The 18,023-nt window shown below is 60.0% G+C and carries 14 protein-coding genes; 8 read left to right on the top strand and 6 right to left on the bottom strand.

The genetic code is table 11. The features are described 5' to 3' along the window. Positions 1 to 58: 58 nt before the first annotated feature. Positions 59 to 1,501 carry a Gfo/Idh/MocA family protein gene (locus DES53_RS22490; RefSeq protein WP_245958237.1) on the bottom strand — a complete coding sequence of 481 codons (1,443 nt, stop codon included), beginning with the start codon at positions 1,499 to 1,501 and terminating at the stop codon, positions 59 to 61. A 236-nt stretch (positions 1,502 to 1,737) separates the two neighbouring features. On the opposite strand from DES53_RS22490, the gene DES53_RS22485 reads away from it, so the two are divergent. The 4 genes from DES53_RS22485 to DES53_RS22470 are packed head-to-tail and all read left to right on the top strand — an operon-like array spanning position 1,738 to position 5,004. Continuing rightward, on the top strand, positions 1,738 to 2,463 hold the full coding sequence (locus DES53_RS22485) for a hypothetical protein (protein WP_147263557.1): 726 nt from the start codon (positions 1,738 to 1,740) through the stop codon (positions 2,461 to 2,463). Then, positions 2,460 to 3,281 carry a hypothetical protein gene (locus DES53_RS22480; protein WP_147263556.1) on the top strand — a complete coding sequence of 274 codons (822 nt, stop codon included), beginning with the start codon at positions 2,460 to 2,462 and terminating at the stop codon, positions 3,279 to 3,281. The genes DES53_RS22485 and DES53_RS22480 overlap by 4 nt, the downstream gene beginning before the upstream one ends. Continuing rightward, on the top strand, positions 3,203 to 4,195 hold the full coding sequence (locus tag DES53_RS22475) for a hypothetical protein (protein ID WP_147263555.1): 993 nt from the start codon (positions 3,203 to 3,205) through the stop codon (positions 4,193 to 4,195). Before DES53_RS22480 ends, DES53_RS22475 begins: the two co-directional genes overlap by 79 nt. Next, on the top strand, positions 4,192 to 5,004 hold the full coding sequence (locus DES53_RS22470; protein WP_147263554.1) for a hypothetical protein: 813 nt from the start codon (positions 4,192 to 4,194) through the stop codon (positions 5,002 to 5,004). Before DES53_RS22475 ends, DES53_RS22470 begins: the two co-directional genes overlap by 4 nt. Before the next feature lie 2 nt (positions 5,005 to 5,006). Here the strand turns inward: DES53_RS22470 and DES53_RS22465 are convergent, their stop codons facing one another. The 3 genes from DES53_RS22465 to DES53_RS22455 all read right to left on the bottom strand — a co-directional run bounded on the left by DES53_RS22465 (position 5,007) and on the right by DES53_RS22455 (position 10,196). Further along, on the bottom strand, positions 5,007 to 7,835 hold the full coding sequence (locus tag DES53_RS22465) for a WD40 repeat domain-containing protein (protein ID WP_170157308.1): 2,829 nt from the start codon (positions 7,833 to 7,835) through the stop codon (positions 5,007 to 5,009). Positions 7,836 to 7,903: 68 nt separating this feature from the next. Further along, entirely contained in the window at positions 7,904 to 9,076 is a 1,173-nt protein-coding gene (locus tag DES53_RS22460; protein ID WP_113960572.1) for a hypothetical protein, read from the bottom strand. Positions 9,077 to 9,092: 16 nt separating this feature from the next. Beyond that, a complete protein-coding gene (locus DES53_RS22455) occupies positions 9,093 to 10,196 on the bottom strand; it encodes a trypsin-like serine peptidase (protein WP_170157307.1) in 1,104 nt (367 codons plus the stop codon). Between the two features lie 560 nt (positions 10,197 to 10,756). Here DES53_RS22455 and DES53_RS22450 point away from each other — a divergent pair. The 4 genes from DES53_RS22450 to DES53_RS22435 all read left to right on the top strand — a co-directional run bounded on the left by DES53_RS22450 (position 10,757) and on the right by DES53_RS22435 (position 15,685). After that, positions 10,757 to 12,772, top strand: coding sequence for a trypsin-like peptidase domain-containing protein (locus DES53_RS22450; protein WP_113960570.1), 2,016 nt, complete (start codon positions 10,757 to 10,759; stop codon positions 12,770 to 12,772). Between the two features lie 62 nt (positions 12,773 to 12,834). Beyond that, positions 12,835 to 13,833, top strand: coding sequence for a lipase family protein (locus tag DES53_RS22445; protein WP_113960569.1), 999 nt, complete (start codon positions 12,835 to 12,837; stop codon positions 13,831 to 13,833). Positions 13,834 to 14,003: 170 nt separating this feature from the next. Then, entirely contained in the window at positions 14,004 to 14,822 is an 819-nt protein-coding gene (gene mazG / locus DES53_RS22440) for a nucleoside triphosphate pyrophosphohydrolase (RefSeq protein WP_113960568.1), read from the top strand. A 68-nt stretch (positions 14,823 to 14,890) separates the two neighbouring features. Continuing rightward, positions 14,891 to 15,685 carry a hypothetical protein gene (locus DES53_RS22435; RefSeq protein WP_113960567.1) on the top strand — a complete coding sequence of 265 codons (795 nt, stop codon included), beginning with the start codon at positions 14,891 to 14,893 and terminating at the stop codon, positions 15,683 to 15,685. Here the strand turns inward: DES53_RS22435 and DES53_RS22430 are convergent. Both DES53_RS22430 and DES53_RS22425 read right to left on the bottom strand, forming a co-directional pair. After that, positions 15,679 to 16,569, bottom strand: a complete 891-nt coding sequence (locus DES53_RS22430; protein WP_113960740.1) for a polyprenyl synthetase family protein — start codon at positions 16,567 to 16,569, stop codon at positions 15,679 to 15,681. The genes DES53_RS22435 and DES53_RS22430 overlap by 7 nt on opposite strands. Before the next feature lie 406 nt (positions 16,570 to 16,975). Continuing rightward, entirely contained in the window at positions 16,976 to 18,004 is a 1,029-nt protein-coding gene (locus tag DES53_RS22425) for an aspartate-semialdehyde dehydrogenase (protein WP_113960566.1), read from the bottom strand. Between the last annotated feature and the right edge of the window lie 19 nt (positions 18,005 to 18,023).

Genomic DNA, 18,023 nt, shown 5'->3' with positions numbered 1-18,023 from the left:
CCGGCTCTCACCGGTGGGTTGCTCAGAGTTTGCGTTGTCAGCTCGTCCGTGGCGTCATTTACGCCTTCAACCAACCAGGGCGATACGCCGCGCGCTTGATGTACTTGTTCGCGGCTTCCACGTTCGTCACCTTCATGTTCTCGGCATTCCAGGAGATGGTCTGGCCGGAGCGGATGGCGAGGTTGCCCAGCAGCACGAATTCCGTGAGCTTGCAGGAGTAGTCGAAGTTCGAGCTCGGCGTGCCGCCGTTCACGATGCAGTGGGCCCATTCGCCCTGCGGGTTGTTTGGCTTCGGGCTGCGCGCCTCGGTCTTCTTGATCTTGCCGTCGGCCATGGCCTGCTTCGTTTCCATGAACTTCGGGCTGGGGTAGATGGAGGGGCTGGCGCAGTAGGCGTCGCCTTCGTACACCACCGCGTCGGTGCCCTGGAAGATCATGCCGCTGCTGGCCTTCTTCCAGCCTTCTTCGGAGAGGCCTTCCATCATGGCCGGCTTCACGGGCTTGTTCGGGGCGCCGTCCTTGATGCCGTCCTGCCAGGTGACCACGAGAGGCTCGGGGTTGTTCTTGCCGGCCGCGAAGTGGTACTTCAGCGAGCTCCAGGTGGGGGCGTTGCGCTCGGTCACCTCGCCGCTTTCCACCTCGATTTTGATCGGGATGGCCTGGCCGAGGATGCTGAAGGTGGCGTCCATGATGTGGCAGCCCATGTCACCCAAGGCGCCGGAGCCAAACTGCCACCAACCACGCCAGTTGAAGGGATGCAGACCCTTGCCGCGCTTGAGGTCGGCGTCGGGCAGATCGTACTCGAAGTAGGGTTCAAAGGCCTCGACGTTCAGCCAGGCGTCCCAGTCCAGGGAGGCGGGCACTTCCGCGGGCTTCGTCTTGATGGGGCCCTGTGGCCAGATGGGGCGGTTCGTCCAGAGGTTGATGCTCTTGAGGGTGCCAATCGCGCCCTGCTCGATCCATTCCTTGGCGAGGCGCTGGCCTTCCATGGTGCGACCCTGATTGCCCATCTGGGTGATCACGCCGGCGGCCTTGGCAGCCTTGTGGAGTTCGCGCACTTCCCAGATGGTGTTCGCCAGCGGCTTCTGCACGCAGACGTTCTTCTTGTAGCCCATGGCCCACATGGCGGCGGGGAAGTGGGTGTGGTCCGGGGTGCTGATGATCACGCCGTCGAGTTCCTTGTGGCACTCGTCCAGCATCTTGCGGAAGTCGGTGTAGAGCTTCGGCGGGGTGGCGGGAGCCTGCTCACCGGCGTCGGTGAAGAGCTTCGAGTGCCGCTTCGCGGCGTCTTCGAGGCGGTCCTTGGCCACGTCCACGAGTGCCACCACGTTGTGGTCGAGTGCGATGGCTTGGGTGTCCGACTGACCCTTGCCACCGGCACCGATGATCGCGAGGTTCAGCTTCTTGCCCGCCGTGTTTTGGCCGCGGAGAAGGAGGTTCGGAAAGGCAAAAGTGCTACCCGCGACTCCGGCGGCAGTGGTGAGAAAGCGGCGGCGGTTCAAGGCATTGCTTGGCATGATTTCAGCAGGGTTAGGGTTTGGCGTTTGAAAAAGGGCGGTCAGAGTAGCGCTTGGTAACGAGCGCTGCCAGAGGTTCTTTGCGCCGGATCGCGCGAAATGTAGGGGGTAGGAGGGTGGCACCGGGATGACGACACGAAGGTGTGAAGAGAGTGTGAAAAGGGCGTGAAGGATTAGCAGCCCTCTTGCAAAAAGGCGCGCGGCGTTGGTAGCATGAAGGCGTGACCCCTCCCCCCAGGTTCGCCTCCCCGTCCCTTGTGTGTGCCCTGCTGTGGGGCAGCGCCGCCTGCTCGCCCGCGTGGGCTGGCATGCCTTCCTTCCGCCTCACCGATGTGGCCGCTGCACGGCTGGATGTGGTCTCCTTCTTCCTCATGGCCTACCTGGCCCTGACGTTGGTGTTCAAGTGGATCTGGAACGGAGTGGCGAAGGATTTCCCCAAGCTGCCCCGCCTCACCTACCCCCGCGCCCTGGGCATGATGGTGGTGTGCGGCATGTTCTTGTACGTGATCCTCACGATGATTGCAGGGGCGCGTGAGCTCATGACCCCCGGGGCATGGCGGCAGACTGGCATCACCTACACCGTGGAACCGGAGAAGCAGGCCAAGCCCTGGCTGGACTCTGCGCGGCAGCAGGCCATGGAGCGGCTGCGCCAGGGGCTCTTCGAGTATGCGAAGAAGCACAACGGCGAATTCCCTCCGCATACCGAGGCGCTGGACTTCCCGCGGGAGCTCTGGCGCGGCATCGACCCGGATCGCACGACCTATGGTTACTACCCCGGCCGCCGGGCGGAGGAGGGGAATTTCATCGTCGCCTTCGAGCCCTATGTGTACGGCTCACGACGGTATGTGCTGCTCAGCAGCGGAGAGATCATCAACCTGCCGCTGCACGAGCTCTCGGAGCGGGCGAAGAAGGAGATGGAACAAGTGATCGCGTCGGGACGGCCATGATTGAGATGCGTTGGCACATTGGCAGGCCGGTAAGGCTCCTTATTCTTGGAGCGGGGTTCTGGCTTGTCATGGGGTTGCTTTTACCCTTTTTCCCCCGCTTGGAAGCGCTGATGCAACTGGGTTTCGGGTTGGCGGTGGGCTGGCTGTCCTATTTGCACAAGACGCTGCCGACCCTGCAACTGGACATGGCGCAGGTTTTTTTTGGCGTGTTGGGATTTGGCTTTGCGTGCTTCGCGATGCGCGCCGTCCTGCAAATGTTCCGTGCTCAACAGGAGGCAGAGGATGGCCCGCGATGGAAGCACTCCGTTGGTCTGACCGCTATCGCGGCCTTGGTGCTGAGTGCTGGAGTCATTGCAGGAGGGCTTGTCGATCAGGTGGCATCCTTTCCCGTGCAACATTGGATGGAGCCCCACTTCCGCGGTGGCGGTTTTAGTGCCGCGAACAAATCCAGGGCGAAAGACATCGTGGAGGTGGCCAAGGAAGCCGGTGCCCCCGACAAACATCTTCCCCTGCAATTTCATGACATTTTGGGGGTGGGCGTTACCAGCGAAGCCTCCAGCTTGATGCCGATTCTCAATACGGATCCGACCGCGATGAAAGAGTTCTGGATCTACCTGGGCGGGACCAAACTGGATGCCGCCCCCGATGTGCCCGTGCTCGCCGCCCCCCGACCAGACAAGCATGGCAAGCGCATCGTGGCCTTCATGGATACCACGGTGATGGATTGCACCGAGGAAGAATGGCAAGCCTCGTTGGAACGCTGGAGACAGACCATGCAGATGCCTTCTCAGCCACAGGTTACGAAGGCATCACCATGAACCCGGAGGAGAACATCAACGTTCCTGTCCGGGAGTGTTTTTCTCCCTTCGATGGTGACAACGATCCCCTGGAGCGTGGCTACCAGCGGTCCCTGCGGGAGATGCGCGGTTGGATCGATTCGGGTCGCATCGCCTCTCTCCGCAAGCCGGCCGTGCTGCTGCTGCTCCTGATGCTGGTGGGTTGGATGATTCTTGATGTATCTTTATTCCGCATGCTGTTGCGCGTGGCGGTGGGCTGGCTGGTGTTTCTCTGGGAGACTGTGCCGCAGATTCACGTGGATGGGTTGTCCCTGGTGAATGGCGTCGTTGGCTTGGTGGTGGTCTGTGCAGTGCTGCACTGGTTGCTGGCAAGCGTGTTTGGCCGCACGGCGGCCACTGGCCATCGCTGGCGCTGGCGTACGACACTTTCCATCGTCGCGGTAGTGGCGGTGATGTTCGGCATCTGCGTCGCCACTGTGGGTCTTGTCACGTCTATTGGATGGGCCTCTTCCTCTGCTGGGAAGCTGCGCGGATCGTATGGAACACCGCGTGATCAGAACAGGCACAACGCAAGCTACCTGGTCAGCAATGGCCGGCATGTAGCCTTGCAGGAGGATGGCAAGCTGCCGGAGGATCTCTTTGGCGCACTTGCCATGGCGTCCTCTTTGTTTAGAGAGCCTTTCGTTGTGTTTTTCGATGAAAACCTAGAGCAGCCGCCCCAGTACTTTACTTGGTTGGGCAAAGGGCTGGATGCCACCGGGACACCTGGAGATGTCCCCGTGGCCGTGGCGCCGCACCCGTATGCCGATGGCACACGACTTGTCGCCTTTATGGATGAGCGCGTAGAAGAGTGCACTGAGGAAGAGTGGCAGGCAGCGCTGGTCCGCTGGCGACAGACGGTGATGGACACTCAGATCAAGGAGGAGGTGAAGTGATGGAATCGACCTGTCTGACAAAGATCTGCAAATGGGGCGCCATCTTTTTAGTGGTGCTGTTCTTGCTCTCGCTGTTCGTCCCCTTCGGGGAGTTGGTGTTTGGGTTTATTTGGCATCTGCTCGCCGGCGGTTTCATGCACCTTTGGGCATCTGTGCCCTACATGGTTCCGAGCCTTTCCACGCTGGTGGGATTTGCAGTACTGATCATCCTTTCGGTCTGCGCTTTGCAGATCCTGTTGGCGAAGTTTGCAAAATCAAAACGGGAGTCCGGCTTCCGGTGGAAACCGAAGTGGACGCTCTCCTTGGTGGGACTCTTGCTGGCTGCCTTCGGCACGGCTTGTACGACCATCGGGCTCGCGCACCACGCGACGTGGCTGGCGCGTGAGGACGCAGTCGGTTTGTTGGATGGTCGCGGTCCCATCCATCGCAACATCAGCAATTGCCGGCGACTCATTACCGCGATGAGGATCTTCTCGTCTGACCATGGCGGGAATTACCCCAAGCATCTGGAGGATTTGGTGAAGGAAGATATCCTCGACCAGGAAAGCTTCTCAAAAATCAACCGCATGATTGGGCGTGACGGCTTGCATGTTCCCTGGGTTTTCCTTCCAGGATTGACGGATGCCTCTCCCGGAGACCTGCCCTTGATCATCGGTTCGTGTCCTGTGGGAAACGATCTCTATATCGTGGGAAAAAATGACAGCAGTGTAGGTGTGGTCAAGAGAGAGAACTTTGAAGAAATCATGACCCGTTATCGGGAGTTCATGGGAATTGAGCGCGATGGCAAGGCGGCATCCGCATCGCAGTAGGATCATAGTTTTTCGAACAAGATCCACACGCCTGGCGGTTCGCCAGGTTTACCGCCCTGACGCTCGATCACCCGTACCTTCTCCCCGGCGAAGATAAATCCCACGGGCTTGCCCTGATCCCATTGACCGTTGGCATTCAATGCCACTTTATCCCGGATATTCATGGTAGCCTCCGCCACTACCACGGACCCGGGCTCGGGCATCGTTCCCCTTGGACCCTCCACGGGGGCGAAGGACTGACCGCGGAATTTCGGAGGAGGAGGGCCTTCTTCCAGCCATCCATAGAGGGACCAGCCCTTCCGTATCGTCGTATCATCCACCGGGGGCGCGGCGTTGAGGTTCCAGAGCCGGACGGTGCTGTCCTGGGATCCAGTAGCCAGGCGATTGCCATCTGGGCTGAACGCCACTGCGGTAATCCGCCGCTCGTGCCCTGTAAGCGTGTTTCGCGCCATGGTGTCCTTGCCAAACCACAGCTTCACGATGCCATCGATGCTCCCGGAGGCCAGCACCTCCCCGTCCGGACTGCAGGCCAGATGCCGGACTTCTCCCTCATGGCCCCTCAGGGTACGCAACAGTGCGCCGTCGGCCACGTCCCACACCCTGATAGTCGTATCTCCGCTGGCGGTCGCTACCTGCTTTCCGTCTGGTCGGAAGATGGCCTGCCATACTGGTCCTTCGTGACCGCGAAGGCGTGCTTTGGGCGTGCCGGTGGCAGCGTCCCATAGGCCTGCCGTCTTGTCGCCAGAGCCTGCACCCAGGACCAATGTTCCATCAGGACTGAATACAGCTCTTTTCACCGGCGCATCCATCTGGAGAATCTTGCGATCTGCCGGATTTGAACTCAGATCCCAAAGAAAAGCTGCCTTTGCCGGCTCATCCAGCGAAGCCACGACTCGATTGCCAGCGGGATCAAACGCCGCCCATGTCACGATGGAACCCAACTTTTGCGCATTGAACAATGCGGGCTTCCCCGGCTCACGAGGATTCCAGATCTGTACGCTGCGGTCTCCACTGGTGGAAAGAATCCTTTTCCCATCCGGGCTGAACGCCACACAGGTGATGGCGTCCAGGTGTCCGTCGTAGGCCGCTGTTTGCCGCGTGGTGAAGTTGAAGAGCCGCACGGTGGAGCCGTTGCTTCCGATGGCCAGCAAGGGCTCCTGGCCCTTTGGGTTTGCTGCAAGACAGTTTACTCCATCGCGACTGCTGCCGGGGATCGGCTCTCCTGCTGAGCTGCCATCGGCATTCCAAAGCCGTACGTCGTTGTCACCGCCTGCGGTGGCCAATCGACCATCGGGGAAAAATTGCACGGCTGTGATTCCCCTTTGATGGCCCGTCAGGGTCTTGATGAGGATGGGTTGTCTCTCCAGCGTCCCTTGCTGCGCATCCTTCACCGCCTGTTCCACTTGGGGCAGGCTCTGATCCGTCGCTTTCTGGACAGATTGCGCTTGTTCGAAGCTTCTCTCGAGATCCTTCACCGCCTGAGAGAGGATTTGTTCTTCACCCCGCAGTGTTTGCTTGTTTAGCACTGGCTTGAGCCGGTTCAGGTCGCCCAACGCCTTCTGACCGGAGTCCACGATCACACGGAGTTTTGCAGAGTTTTCCAATTCTTGCGCCAGCCGCTTTTGCATGGCTACCACTTCTTTTGCCTGTTCCAGGGCCTTTGCTTTTTCCGCCTCGGCATTGACCAGAGCCAGTGTGGCCGCCTCAGCTTCTGCTGTCGTCTTGGCGTCCATGGCCGCCTTGAGGTCCGCAAACGCCTTCTCCACTTCGATGCGCCGATTCTCCGCAAGAGTCGTGGCTTTTTCCGCTTCGACACGTCTGGTTTCTGCCAGGGCTGTAGCCGTTTTCAGTTCTGCCAGGGCTTGTTCGGCCTTTTTCCTGGCCGCGTCCGCCTCAGCCTTTTCAAGAAACAGCCAGACGCTCAACGTCCCCAACAGAGCAATCACGACTGCGGCGATAGAAAGCATTCCCTGCTGCATCCGGGTGGCCGCTGTGCGACTTTTGTCGAGGAATGCGTTCTCATACTCATTGCGATCGCGGTACGTCTCTGCAACTCGCAGTGGCGTGCCTTTGGTGAGCAAGGCCGAAGACTGCTTGCCGCTGTTCTCCCACCCCCGGGCCATTTGGCGAAAGGCTCGGCGATTCGTCCTGTATTTTTCAAGCGCCTTCCAGTCCTGAAGAAGGAACTCTCCCGCTAATACCATCTGTTGTTTTCCCGTTTCGCTTGGCGAGGCGGGAATCAGCAACCCGGCCTCCTGCAAGCGTACCACGGCCGGATGCTTCCACCCCTGGCCCTGAAGCAGCGAGTCATCTTCACGCAGCATGGCCAGATGCACATCGTGGCTGGTTTCATCCATCCGCACCAGTGCCGGCATCAGTTGCTCCACCTCGGCCTGCTCCTGTTCCGTACCCTTGTCCAGACGCGCCAGGCCCTCACGCGCCTGTCTTACGACCGCGCCTTCGTCGAAAGGCTTGAGTGCGACAAAACCGCTCACACCGAACAGCCCTCCGTCACTTTCCTGCGTGGTCTCGCGCGACACCCCCTTCGTCCTACCTCGCTCCAACTGAGACTGCCCCGCTGATCTCACGGCTTCCGCCTCCATTTCTGCTGAGGCTACTCTGTCCTGTACCGAGTACGTTCCGGCCAGTGTTGCCGCCCAGTAGTTGAGCATGCTTTGGGCCTCCGCCCGGTCCTTGCGAGCAGAGAGCTTCGCTCCGAGTTCCATCCCTGCAGCCAGAAAGGCCTGAATCTGTTCTGGAGGGGATTCCGGAGACGCTTCCATCAACTCCAAATGGTGCTGCCGCATCGCCTCAAGGGTTTCTATGGTCATGGACTTGAGTTGCATAGGCTCCAGTTTTGCTAACGGTTGTGAGGTCCGTGTGTTTTGTCCGACCGCAGTCAGAGCAGGTTGCTGAGAGTGCCGCAGGCATCCAGCAGCCGATTGTCCACGTCATTGAATGCTCCGTTGATCTGTCCCTCCAGATTCTCTTTCAGATTGCGTACGTTCGCCTCATCAACGGCCACAGCATCCACAGCCGCTTTCAGGAGAAGGGCCTGGGGTGCGCATTCCGGTGCTCCGGTGACCTGAGCGGCGAGAATGGTGATCTTCTCCGCCAGGCTCTTCACTTCGCGCACCGCCCGTGCGACGCCTTCCAGGAAGGCCTCCATTCTTTCCACGAATTGCATGACCTGATTCATCAGCGCCTGCCAGGCTCCGTGTTGAGTCACCAAATCTGCCAACAGGCGTTGTACCGCTTCAAAGGCCTCGTTTGATTTCACCCCGGCAGCGGCCGCACCCGCATTTGCCTGGGTCGTAGAGAGTGCCGCCAGGTTTTTCCAGGGGATGCGCGTGGACTCCTCCTCCATCAGGCGTTGCATGGCGGAGGGGACCTGCGCCACGTAGGGTTTGAAGGTGAGGTCCAGTGGTGTGATGAGATCCAGCTCCACCACGGTGGGGGAGGCCAGGACGGTCTCCAGCTTCGCGAGTTCACGATCCATCTCACTGTTGAACCGCTGCATCTCGAGCTGATTCACCAGGGCCAGCTCGAGGGCCCTGTCCTTCACCGCGTTCAGGTCGCTCCGCAAAGCCCGCACCGTCCCCCGTACGGCATTCCACGTGCGCAAGTTCTCGATCTTCGTCTCTGCGTAGATTTGATACTGTGTCAGCTTGAACGCGAGCTGGTGCTGTACCAGGGCATGGATGGCCTTCGCCGCCCGGATGAATTCAATTTGATCGCGCACGGTTCTCACCAGCGCCGCGTTTCCTCCGCCCTGTCCTTCCAGAGTTTCAAGCACTCCCTTCACGTGCTGTACATTCTCGGCGAGCAGAACTTGGGCGGCCGCGGGGCCTGAGGTCACTCCCAGCAGTTGGTTGAGAGCCTGCTCGACAAGGTCCCAATTTACTACCCCGCCGGGCGTCGCTACCACAAGCTGATTCTTCAGCTTCAAGGTGCGATCTGCGGACGACCAGTTCTCATTGAACTCCGTGGCCGCGAGGTGCAGAGCCCCAACCAGGGCCACAAACTGGGGCCAGGAGAGGCTTAGGATCCGGTTCTCCAGTGGAGGCGGCATGGCGGGGATCGTCTATTCACTTCATTAGAGCCAGCAGGCGATCCAGACGGATGCCCTCGTTGCGGAACAGGGTGCGTTTGGATGCAGGTTCGCGCAGCCAGCCTCCGGCGTGGTGCACACCTACCACATCCCAGTCGCGGTCAAACACCGGCGAGCCGCTGGACCCCGGCAGGGTGTCTGTCAGATACTGCAGCAAACGGTCGTCGGTGTATGTCACCACGTTGTGGTGCATCCCGATCTGTTTTTGCTCCCCACCGGGATGCTGGATGATGCAGACGGCGTCATCCTTCTTCAAGCGTTTGCCCTTTTCCTCCTTCAAAGCCAATTCGAGCCACCGGCCAGCGGGAGCCTCTTTGAGCGCGACCACTGTCAGGTCATCGACGTCGCTGGCTGAGCTTCGGAAATAGAGTCCTGGGTCCAGGGTCACCCGGTCCGGTTCGCGATCCACCCCATCCACGGTCCGCTGAAAATTGAAAAGCACTTCCGCCGCCGCTGCCTGCGTCTTGTCCTTCAGCACATGAGCGTTGGTGACCAGCAGGTTGTTGGCGATCACGAATCCTGTGCCGTAGGCCTTGTTCCCATCCACTGGCACTACTACTTTTGCCACGGCTCGGCTCGCCCGTACCGCCTTTTCCAGGAAATCCATCGGCAGCAGGGTGCTGCGCTTGTCCATGATCTGCTCGAGATGCTCCGATGACGGAGCTTCCCACCCATGGCTTGGTCCTGGTTGATCCACTGGAGAGGCTGACCCCAATCCCTGGGCTCGCGCGGCTTTAATCTGCGGCGGCGTGATGCCCCGCGACTCCAATTGCGCCCTCACAGCAGAGAACCACGGTGGGGAGCCCACGTAGAGGCCGTCTGGAACCGGGATCTCCAGCACGGCGATGATCTTCTCGGCGGTCGGACGGGTCACGGTCGTGATGATGGCCATCTCGATGGCCGCCTCGCTGATTTCCGCCGCGTTGCTTTCGTTTCGGAACGTCCGCACGCGTGCGGCAGGCGCTGCATTCTCACTGAAGTTGGCCGTATCCAGTTCGAGCAATTCAATCAAGTTGCAGAAGGCGGTCCAGGTCAGCAGCGTGATGCGTGCCTGCTGGTCAAAATTGGGGCCGAATGGCATAAGAGAAATTCCTGGGGATTCAGAGATTCGCGGGATAAACCGAAGATGCGGCCTTTCGTCCGATGCCATCGCCGATGATGCGCAGGGCATCACAAGCGGCTACAGCACCGATCCTATTCAGGTGGACACCAGAAGAAAGTGGCGGTTTCATTCAGTCGCCAGCGCGTTGACTGCACTCATCCATTGCACCTTCAGCACGAAGATGACAAGCGAAAGTTACTCCACGCGTTAAGAATGCATTTATCATGCACGGGCGGCAGATCGTGTTCATTCATGCCTCTGTCCGCAAAAAACTCATGCAACACTTTCGGCTGCCGGTTCCGGAATGGATGTGACGGAATGTCTACAGAAATGCAGAGATATTTACTCCATTCACCATTTGACTGGCGCAATTATTTCTCTGACGATATAAGCACCTGAATAGATGACCCATTTGTGCCATTTCTCAATCGCAAGCCTGCGGTCGTGAAAGCCAGCCCCCTCTCTTCCCGACTGCTGATCGGACAGTCCATTCTCCTGAACCGTGCCTTCAAGACGCACAGCCCCTAGCTTCCACCGCCATGCCCTCGACTGATTTCCTCAGACCCAACGCTCCTTTTGCCGCTGATCAGTTTACTGCCGAGAGCGGCTTCGAATCTTTCAGCTCGTCCGGCGTGGAAGGTGTTGCAACTCCCTCCGTCCCGGAGCTCGACCCCGCAGCGCCGGCTGATGAAGCCCAGGTGCATCGCGCGCGGGACCTCTTCATTCGAGGGGTCCTTACTGAGGACCAGATGCGAGAGGCGAGCGCCAGTGTCGGAGGTTTCGAAGCCATCATCGGCAAAGCGGACTATTTGCCAGCCAGCTTCTTGGAGCAGGGAGTCGTGGTCAGTCGCGCGACCTGCTTGATCAGCACTCGCGGCACAGACTATCTCGGGCGATCTGGGGCTTGGACTGGAACAGGGTTCATCATTGCGCCGAACGTGCTCGTCACCAACAATCACGTGCTCAACTCGCGTGCCACGGCCGCTGCCGCAGAGTGCACCTTCAATTTTCAGACCACTCCTTCAGGCCAACCCGCGCGCACCAAGGCGTTTCGTCTCCGACCAGACGCGCTCTTTATCACGAGCTCTGCCCTTGATGGCTTGGATTATTCCTTCGTGGCTTTTGAAGGAGATCCGGCGGCAGAATTTGGATCTGTCCCCATCAAAAGGAGTGCTTTTGCGATTGCCCCATCGGAATACGCAAACATTGTCAGTCATCCCGATGGTCGGCCCAAGCTGGTCAGCATCAAGGAGAATGAGGTCAAGTGGCAGGATGAGTTGGTTGTTCACTATGCGTCGGACACGGAGCCTGGCAGCTCCGGTGCTCCGGTGTCCAACAACAACTGGCAGCTTGTTGCCCTCCACCACGCTTCCAAGCGCAGCCAGGTGCCGGGGTTCGAGATCCTCAACGAAGGCATCAAGTTCTCCGCCATCGCAGCGGACTTGGAGCGTCGTTCCCGGGATGGTAGCGGCGATGCCCCAAACGCGCGCAAGGTTCTGTCACTCTTTGGCGGCACAGATGAGCTGGCTGGATTCTTCGGTGTACTTGGTCGCGCATCGGGGAATGAATCCAACTTGGAGCGTGTGGTCGACACATATCAGGGCACGGAACAGGATATTGACGTAGGTCTCTGGAACGTCGAATGGCTCACCAACCGCTACGAAGCAAAAGCTGCGCAGGTGGCCCAGGTCATCTTTGACATGAAGCTGGACGTCTGGTGCTTGGAGGAATCCTCCCCCAACGGCGTCCAGGCGGTCGTTGAGGTTCTGAAGGATACTTATGGTCTCAACTTTGAGTGGGGCGCTGCGGAGCCGGATTCTGCCGACGGCAAGCAAAGCTGCACAATGCTTTGGAACGCCAGTACAGTAACCGGCGAAAAAGTAGAGTGGGGCGAACCAATCGAAACCTGGCTCAACACACACAGCCGGGATTTTGACGACCTGGGCCTCGAAGCGGTGCATGGACGCATCTTTGACCGTTATCCTGCGCTTTTCCGTTTCCGCACCGTCCAGGAAGTGCGTCCAGGTCACACGCTGGATTTCCACGTCATACCGCTGCATCTCAAAGCCATGGATGAAGGCAGTCCCCGCCGGCGCATGGCGTCCAAGATCATTGCGGCAGCCATCAACCGGAGAATCCAGGACGGTATTGGCACGGACTACATCGTGGGGGGAGATCTCAATGCCGAAATCGCGAGCGAAGATTTCGCAGCCCTCTCCGAAGGGGGGCTCGTCCCCATCAGCGCCAGGGATGAACGGGACGGTGCCTTCACCTATTTAAAGCAACCCCACCTCTCCCTCATCGATCACATCTACCTCTCTCCGAACTTGGGGAACACCCACGGTGGAGATAACTTTTTCATCGTTGCCGCAGAAAGTAGGTATCCCGGCTATATTCAAAACATCAGCGACCACCGGCCCATTGTCTTCCGGATGAGCATGGGGGGCAGCCCGGAATCCGCTTCTGCCAAGGGGTCCACGGCCCCTGTCGATCCCAAGCGAGCCGAGGCGCTGGCACAGCTTCGCAAGCTGATCGGCAGCAACGGCAAGTCCTGAACTCATCCGGTCGATGATTTCCGCAGCTTCAAAAAAGCATCACTCTGGAACCAGTCTTTCCCATGTCCCTCTCTCTTCTCATTGGCACCGGCTTTGAAATCAAGCGAGCGGTCTTCCTCGCGGAAGCATCACAGATCGCATACGACACCAACCCGCTGAGTGTGGTGAGTTGGGCAAAGGCACAGGGGTTCCAAACGCCTGTGCCCTTTGACCGGAAGAACGTCCAGGGGTTCTGGGGGGTGCAGGGAGATGTGGCCCTCCTCGCCTTCCGGGGCACCAGCAATCCGGGCCAGTGGATCCGCGACGCTCGTTTTGCTCCTGTTCCTTTTCCCTGGGGTTGGATCCATGCAGGCTTCAAGGATGGTGTGGAAGATGTCGGCCCGGACCTCGCTGATTTTTACAAGGCACTCGCTGATGCCAAGCCGAAGTACGTGTGGATTACCGGCCACAGTCTCGGCGGGGCGCTCGCTGTCGTCGCAGCGGCGCGGCTCAAGATGCAAACCTCCCGCATCGCTGGTCTTTACACCTATGGGCAGCCTCGTGTGGGCCTCGGAGCTTTCGCTGAGCGCTTCTCCATCGAACTGCCGGGGCAGCTCTATCGTTTCGTGAACCAAAGTGACATCGTTACACGCGTGCCTCCTGGGCTTCTTTACCGGCACACAGGCATCGTGAAGCGCATCGTTCGCCCTGGGGTTCTCGAGTTCGCAGCCAAGCTTCCCAACTACACCACCGGCTTTGGGGCGCCGCAGTTCCAGCCAGGGTTTGAGTCGTCCTTCCGTGAGGAACCGCTCGCAACCGGAGCCACGGCTCGCGTTTTTGAATCCACGGCTCTTGAAACCGCCCAAGCGGTGGCTTCTTCGGGGTTGGAGCAGACCACCATGATTGACTGCGACCTTCCGCCCCTCTCTGATCATGAGTTCAGACAGCTTCAGATGGAACTTACTGTCCAACAGGATTCCCCGACCTTCGGTGGCCCGGGTTTTGAAGGTTCTATCTCATGGTTTAGTGACCACGCCATCGGCGAGTACATTCGATTGCTAAAAGAAATTCGGGACCAGTAGCTGCGGGGGAGATGTTCCAGTGCGGGGGCGAGCTGTGCCCACGGGGAGATTGGGACCTGCCGCTTGTTTCGACATGCATCCGGGAGCGGACGGAGGGCCTGGGTGAGACAGCATGTTCAGCGCAGCAGAACCGTGAGTTGACGCCATCCGCATCGGTCCCATGATGCCGTGTGACTTCTCCTGCGACCGCTGCTGCCCCCACTGTGACGGATATTCCGGATGCCCTCGCGCGTTTGCGTGCGGTGGTGCACCGCCTGCGGGCGCCGGGAGGGTGCCCTTGGGACCGGGAGCAGACGCATGAGACGCTCATCCCGCACCTGCTGGAGGAGGCGTATGAGGTGGCGGAAGCCATCAAGAACAACGACATGCCCCACCTGCGGGAGGAACTGGGTGACCTTCTGCTCCAGCCCGTGCTCCATGCGGAGATCGCTTCAGAGACAGGCGCTTTTGATTTGGATGCCATCGCTCATGAGCTCACGGAGAAGCTCATCCGCCGTCATCCCCACGTCTTCGGGGAGGCGAATGCCGAGACCAGCGACGCGGTCCTGAAGCAGTGGGATGCGATCAAACGCGACGAAAAAGGCACCCAGAAGGAGTCCATTCTTCACGGCATCTCCCATGGCTTGCCGGCGCTCATGCGGGCGCAGAAGCTGCAGAAGAAGGCGGCCAAGGTCGGCTTTGACTGGCCGGACGCCGCGCCGGTGCTGGAGAAGATTCGGGAGGAGGCCGCGGAGATCACCCATGCCATGGAAGCCCGCAATGCTGCTGCTATCACCGAAGAAGTGGGCGACCTGCTCTTCACCGTGGTGAACCTGGCCAGGAAGCTGGGCGTGGACTCGGAGAGCGCCCTCGCGGCGGCGAGCGCCAAGTTCGAGCGGCGCTTTGGGCAGGTGGAAGAAGCACTGGCCACGCAAGGCCGGGCTGTTCAGGACTGTTCGCTTGCCGAGCTGGATGAGGTGTGGGACGCAGTGAAGGTAAAGGAATCGTAAAAAAGCCTGCCTAAAATCAACATTTTCCGGTAACATCCGTTGTGCTTTGCGGAAGGAATATCGGAGCCATGAAATCATCCCTTTTTGTTCTTGGAGTTTGGGTCGTGTGTGGGCTGGCTTCGCTCAGCGCGGAGGTTCGCACATTCATCGACCAGAATGGCCGCTCCCTGCAGGGTGAGCTGGTCAGCGCCAACGGGGAACTGGTCACCATCAAGCGCAGCAGCGATGGGCTGGTCTTCACGGTGAAGGCATCCAACTTCAGCAAGACGGATCAGGATTATTTTGTTTCCAAAGGCGCAGTGGTGAAGTTGACGCAGCCTCCCGTGGCTCCCGCCAATCTCGGTACGTCCGCCACTCCCAAAGCCATTGCCAGCACACCGGCGGCCAACACTTCTTCCCCGATGCGCATCGAGGCCAAGGTCTATCCGAACAAGAGCGATCGACCCACTAATAATGCCTATGATGAGCGCACCGCGCGTGTGGGATTCCGGGTGGACATCCGGAATGGCGAGCAGCAGCGTCCCTTCAGCGGGGGCAAGGCCACCATGATGGCCTTTGCCAAAAACCTGGAGGACAATCAGGAGTCCAAGGTCATCAGCCGGGAGGAGTTTGATGTGACGCTGGAGCCGCTGAAGACCCTGACGCACGACACCAAGGAAGTGAAGCTGACCTATGACAACATTGCCTACAAGTACGGCTTCAAGTACTACGGGTATCTTCTGGTCGTAAAGGACAGTACTGGAAAGACCGTGGCTACCGTGGGAAGCAGCGGCACCATTGAGAAGTCAGCGGAGGACCTTCTGAAGTTCGCGGCGGAGGACATGTTCGACAAGAACAACAAGAAGATCGAAGTGGCTCAATAGTCGCGTTGCAGCAGGTAGTCCGCCAGGGCGCGCAGCCACACGCCATTTGGGCCGAAGACTTCCAGTGCTGCATGCGCCGCGTCGGTGAGTCGATGCGCTTCCGCACGCGAGGCATCGAGCCCCATCAAGGCGGGATAGGTGCTCTTCTCCGTGGCCACGTCCTTGCCTGCGCTCTTGCCGAGCTTCTCGCTGGTCTGGGTGACATCGAGGATGTCATCGATGATCTGGAAGGCGAGACCCGTGGCCATGCCGAAGTCATGCAGCGCCTGCATTTGCTCCGGGGTCGCATCCGCGCTCATGCCACCGAGCTTCACGCTGGCGGTGAGCAGGGCGGCCGTCTTGCTTTCATGGATGTAGCGGAGGTCTTCCAGCGGGAGCTTCTTGCCTTCGCCCTCAAGATCCGCCACCTGGCCGCCCACGAGATGCAGGCTGCCTGCGGTACGGGCGAGGAGTGTTACCATGTCTGCCGGAGAATGCCGGTGCGTCACTGGCGTGCGTGCCACCAGTTCGAAGGCGAGCGCCTGGAGGGCGTCGCCCGCGAGCAGGGCCACGGCTTCGCCGTACACCTTGTGGCAGGTGGGCACGCCGCGACGCATATCATCATCATCCATGCAGGGCAGGTCATCGTGGATGAGCGAGTACGTGTGCAGGCACTCCACCGCGCCCGCGGCGAAGAGCGCGCGCTCACGAGTGCCACCACAGGCCTCCGCAGCCGCGAGACAAAGAATCGGACGCAGTCGCTTGCCACCAGCGAAGACACTGTGCCGCATGGCCGCATGGAGACTCGCTGGACGGGTGTCCGCAGCAGGCAGGAAGCGCTCCAGAGCGGCGTCTACGAAGGTGACACGCTGGGAGAGGTAGGTCTTGAGGTCGAGCTCGGGCATGATGACGGCGAGGGTGAGGGAAATGTCACCAAGCGTGGACACGAGGCGGAGTCAAACGGGATGTGGGAGAGCTCCACCGCCAAGGCAGTCTTCGATGCACACGCCTGTTGGCCGGAGGCCAAAGTGTTCTGGTAGGGTGCTGCTGCGCCGGCACCCAAGCTTCAGTGGGCGGAGGCGGTGTGGAACCGCTTTGCTATCGCGCAACATACTGCACCACCCATTGGCTCCGCTCCGCCCCGAGCCCCGCCCAATTTGGGTGCCGACGCAGCAGCACCCCACCGGTCAACAGGCAGGCGGCGTCATGGACCGGAGGAGCACGTCTTTCTTTCCTCCACCTGTCCCACCAAAAAGAAGGGCTTCCCCGCATGAAACGAAGAAGCCCTTCCAGTGAATCTTGTCGCTTACCTTACACGAGGCACTCCGCGATCTGCACCGCATTGAGTGCCGCGCCCTTGAGGAGCTGGTCGCCGGCGACCCAGAAGGCCAGGCCGTTGTCGAGGGCGCAGTCCAGGCGGAGGCGGCCCACGGCGCAGTTGTCCTTGCCGGCCACGTCGAGGGCGAGCGGGTACTTCTTCAGGGTGGGATCGTCCACGAGGTCCAGGCCCTTGGCGGTGCGCAGCACTTCATAAGCCGCTTCCACGGTCACGGGCTTTTCGAACTCGGCGCTCACGGCCACGCTGTGGGCACGGAAGACGGGCACGCGCACGCAGGTCACGCTGGCCCGGAGGGTCGGGTGGTGCATGATCTTGCGGCCTTCGTTTTCCATCTTCATCTCTTCCTTCGTGTAGCCGGAGTCGAGGAAGGAATCCACATGGGGCAGGGCGTTGAAAGCGATCTGGTGGGGGTACACCTTCACCTGATCGGCGGGCAGGCGTACATCGTCCCACTTGCGCTCGGCCTTGGCCCACTCGCGGGTCTGGCGCTCGAGTTCTTCGATGGCTTGTGCACCGGTACCGGATACGGCCTGATAGCTGGAGGCAAAGAGGCGCTTCACGCCGAAGGCCTGGTGCAGCGGCCACAGCGCCATGAGGGTGATGGCAGTCGTGCAGTTCGGGTTCGCGATGATGCCCTTGTGCTTCTTCACGTCTTCCGCGTTGATCTCCGGCACCACGAGCGGCACGGAGTCATCCATGCGGTAGGCGGAGGAGTTGTCCACCACCACGGCACCGGCCTTCACCGCGTGCGGGATGAATTCCTTGCTGATGCCGCCGCCGGCGCTGAAGAGCGCAATGTCCACACCTTCAAAGGAGTCCGCCTTGAGCTCTTTGATGGTCACGTCGGTGCCTTTGAACTTCACGGTCTTCCCCGCGCTGCGGGCGGAAGCGAGAAGGGTCAGTTGACCGACGGGAAAGTTCCGCTGCTCGAGGCAGCGCAGCATTTCCACGCCGACGGCGCCGGTGGCACCGGCAATGGCGACGTGCTTGAGATGGCTCATATTTGTGTTTTGATTTGAG

The sequence above is a fragment of the Roseimicrobium gellanilyticum genome (assembly GCF_003315205.1).
Lineage (GTDB): Bacteria > Verrucomicrobiota > Verrucomicrobiia > Verrucomicrobiales > Verrucomicrobiaceae > Roseimicrobium > Roseimicrobium gellanilyticum.
Note: the sequence above shows the minus strand (reverse complement) of the source record. Positions and strands in the feature narration are given on the sequence as shown.

Coding starts and splice junctions, on each gene's coding strand:
- DES53_RS22460 (WP_113960572.1), bottom strand. CDS start 9,076: ATGCCGCCTCCACTGGAGAACCGGATCCTAAGCCTCTCCTGGCCCCAG.
- DES53_RS22435 (WP_113960567.1), top strand. CDS start 14,891: ATGAAATCATCCCTTTTTGTTCTTGGAGTTTGGGTCGTGTGTGGGCTG.
- DES53_RS22450 (WP_113960570.1), top strand. CDS start 10,757: ATGCCCTCGACTGATTTCCTCAGACCCAACGCTCCTTTTGCCGCTGAT.
- DES53_RS22425 (WP_113960566.1), bottom strand. CDS start 18,004: ATGAGCCATCTCAAGCACGTCGCCATTGCCGGTGCCACCGGCGCCGTC.
- DES53_RS22445 (WP_113960569.1), top strand. CDS start 12,835: ATGTCCCTCTCTCTTCTCATTGGCACCGGCTTTGAAATCAAGCGAGCG.
- DES53_RS22480 (WP_147263556.1), top strand. CDS start 2,460: ATGATTGAGATGCGTTGGCACATTGGCAGGCCGGTAAGGCTCCTTATT.
- DES53_RS22455 (WP_170157307.1), bottom strand. CDS start 10,196: ATGCCATTCGGCCCCAATTTTGACCAGCAGGCACGCATCACGCTGCTG.
- DES53_RS22475 (WP_147263555.1), top strand. CDS start 3,203: ATGGCAAGCCTCGTTGGAACGCTGGAGACAGACCATGCAGATGCCTTC.
- DES53_RS22430 (WP_113960740.1), bottom strand. CDS start 16,569: ATGCCCGAGCTCGACCTCAAGACCTACCTCTCCCAGCGTGTCACCTTC.
- DES53_RS22465 (WP_170157308.1), bottom strand. CDS start 7,835: ATGACCATAGAAACCCTTGAGGCGATGCGGCAGCACCATTTGGAGTTG.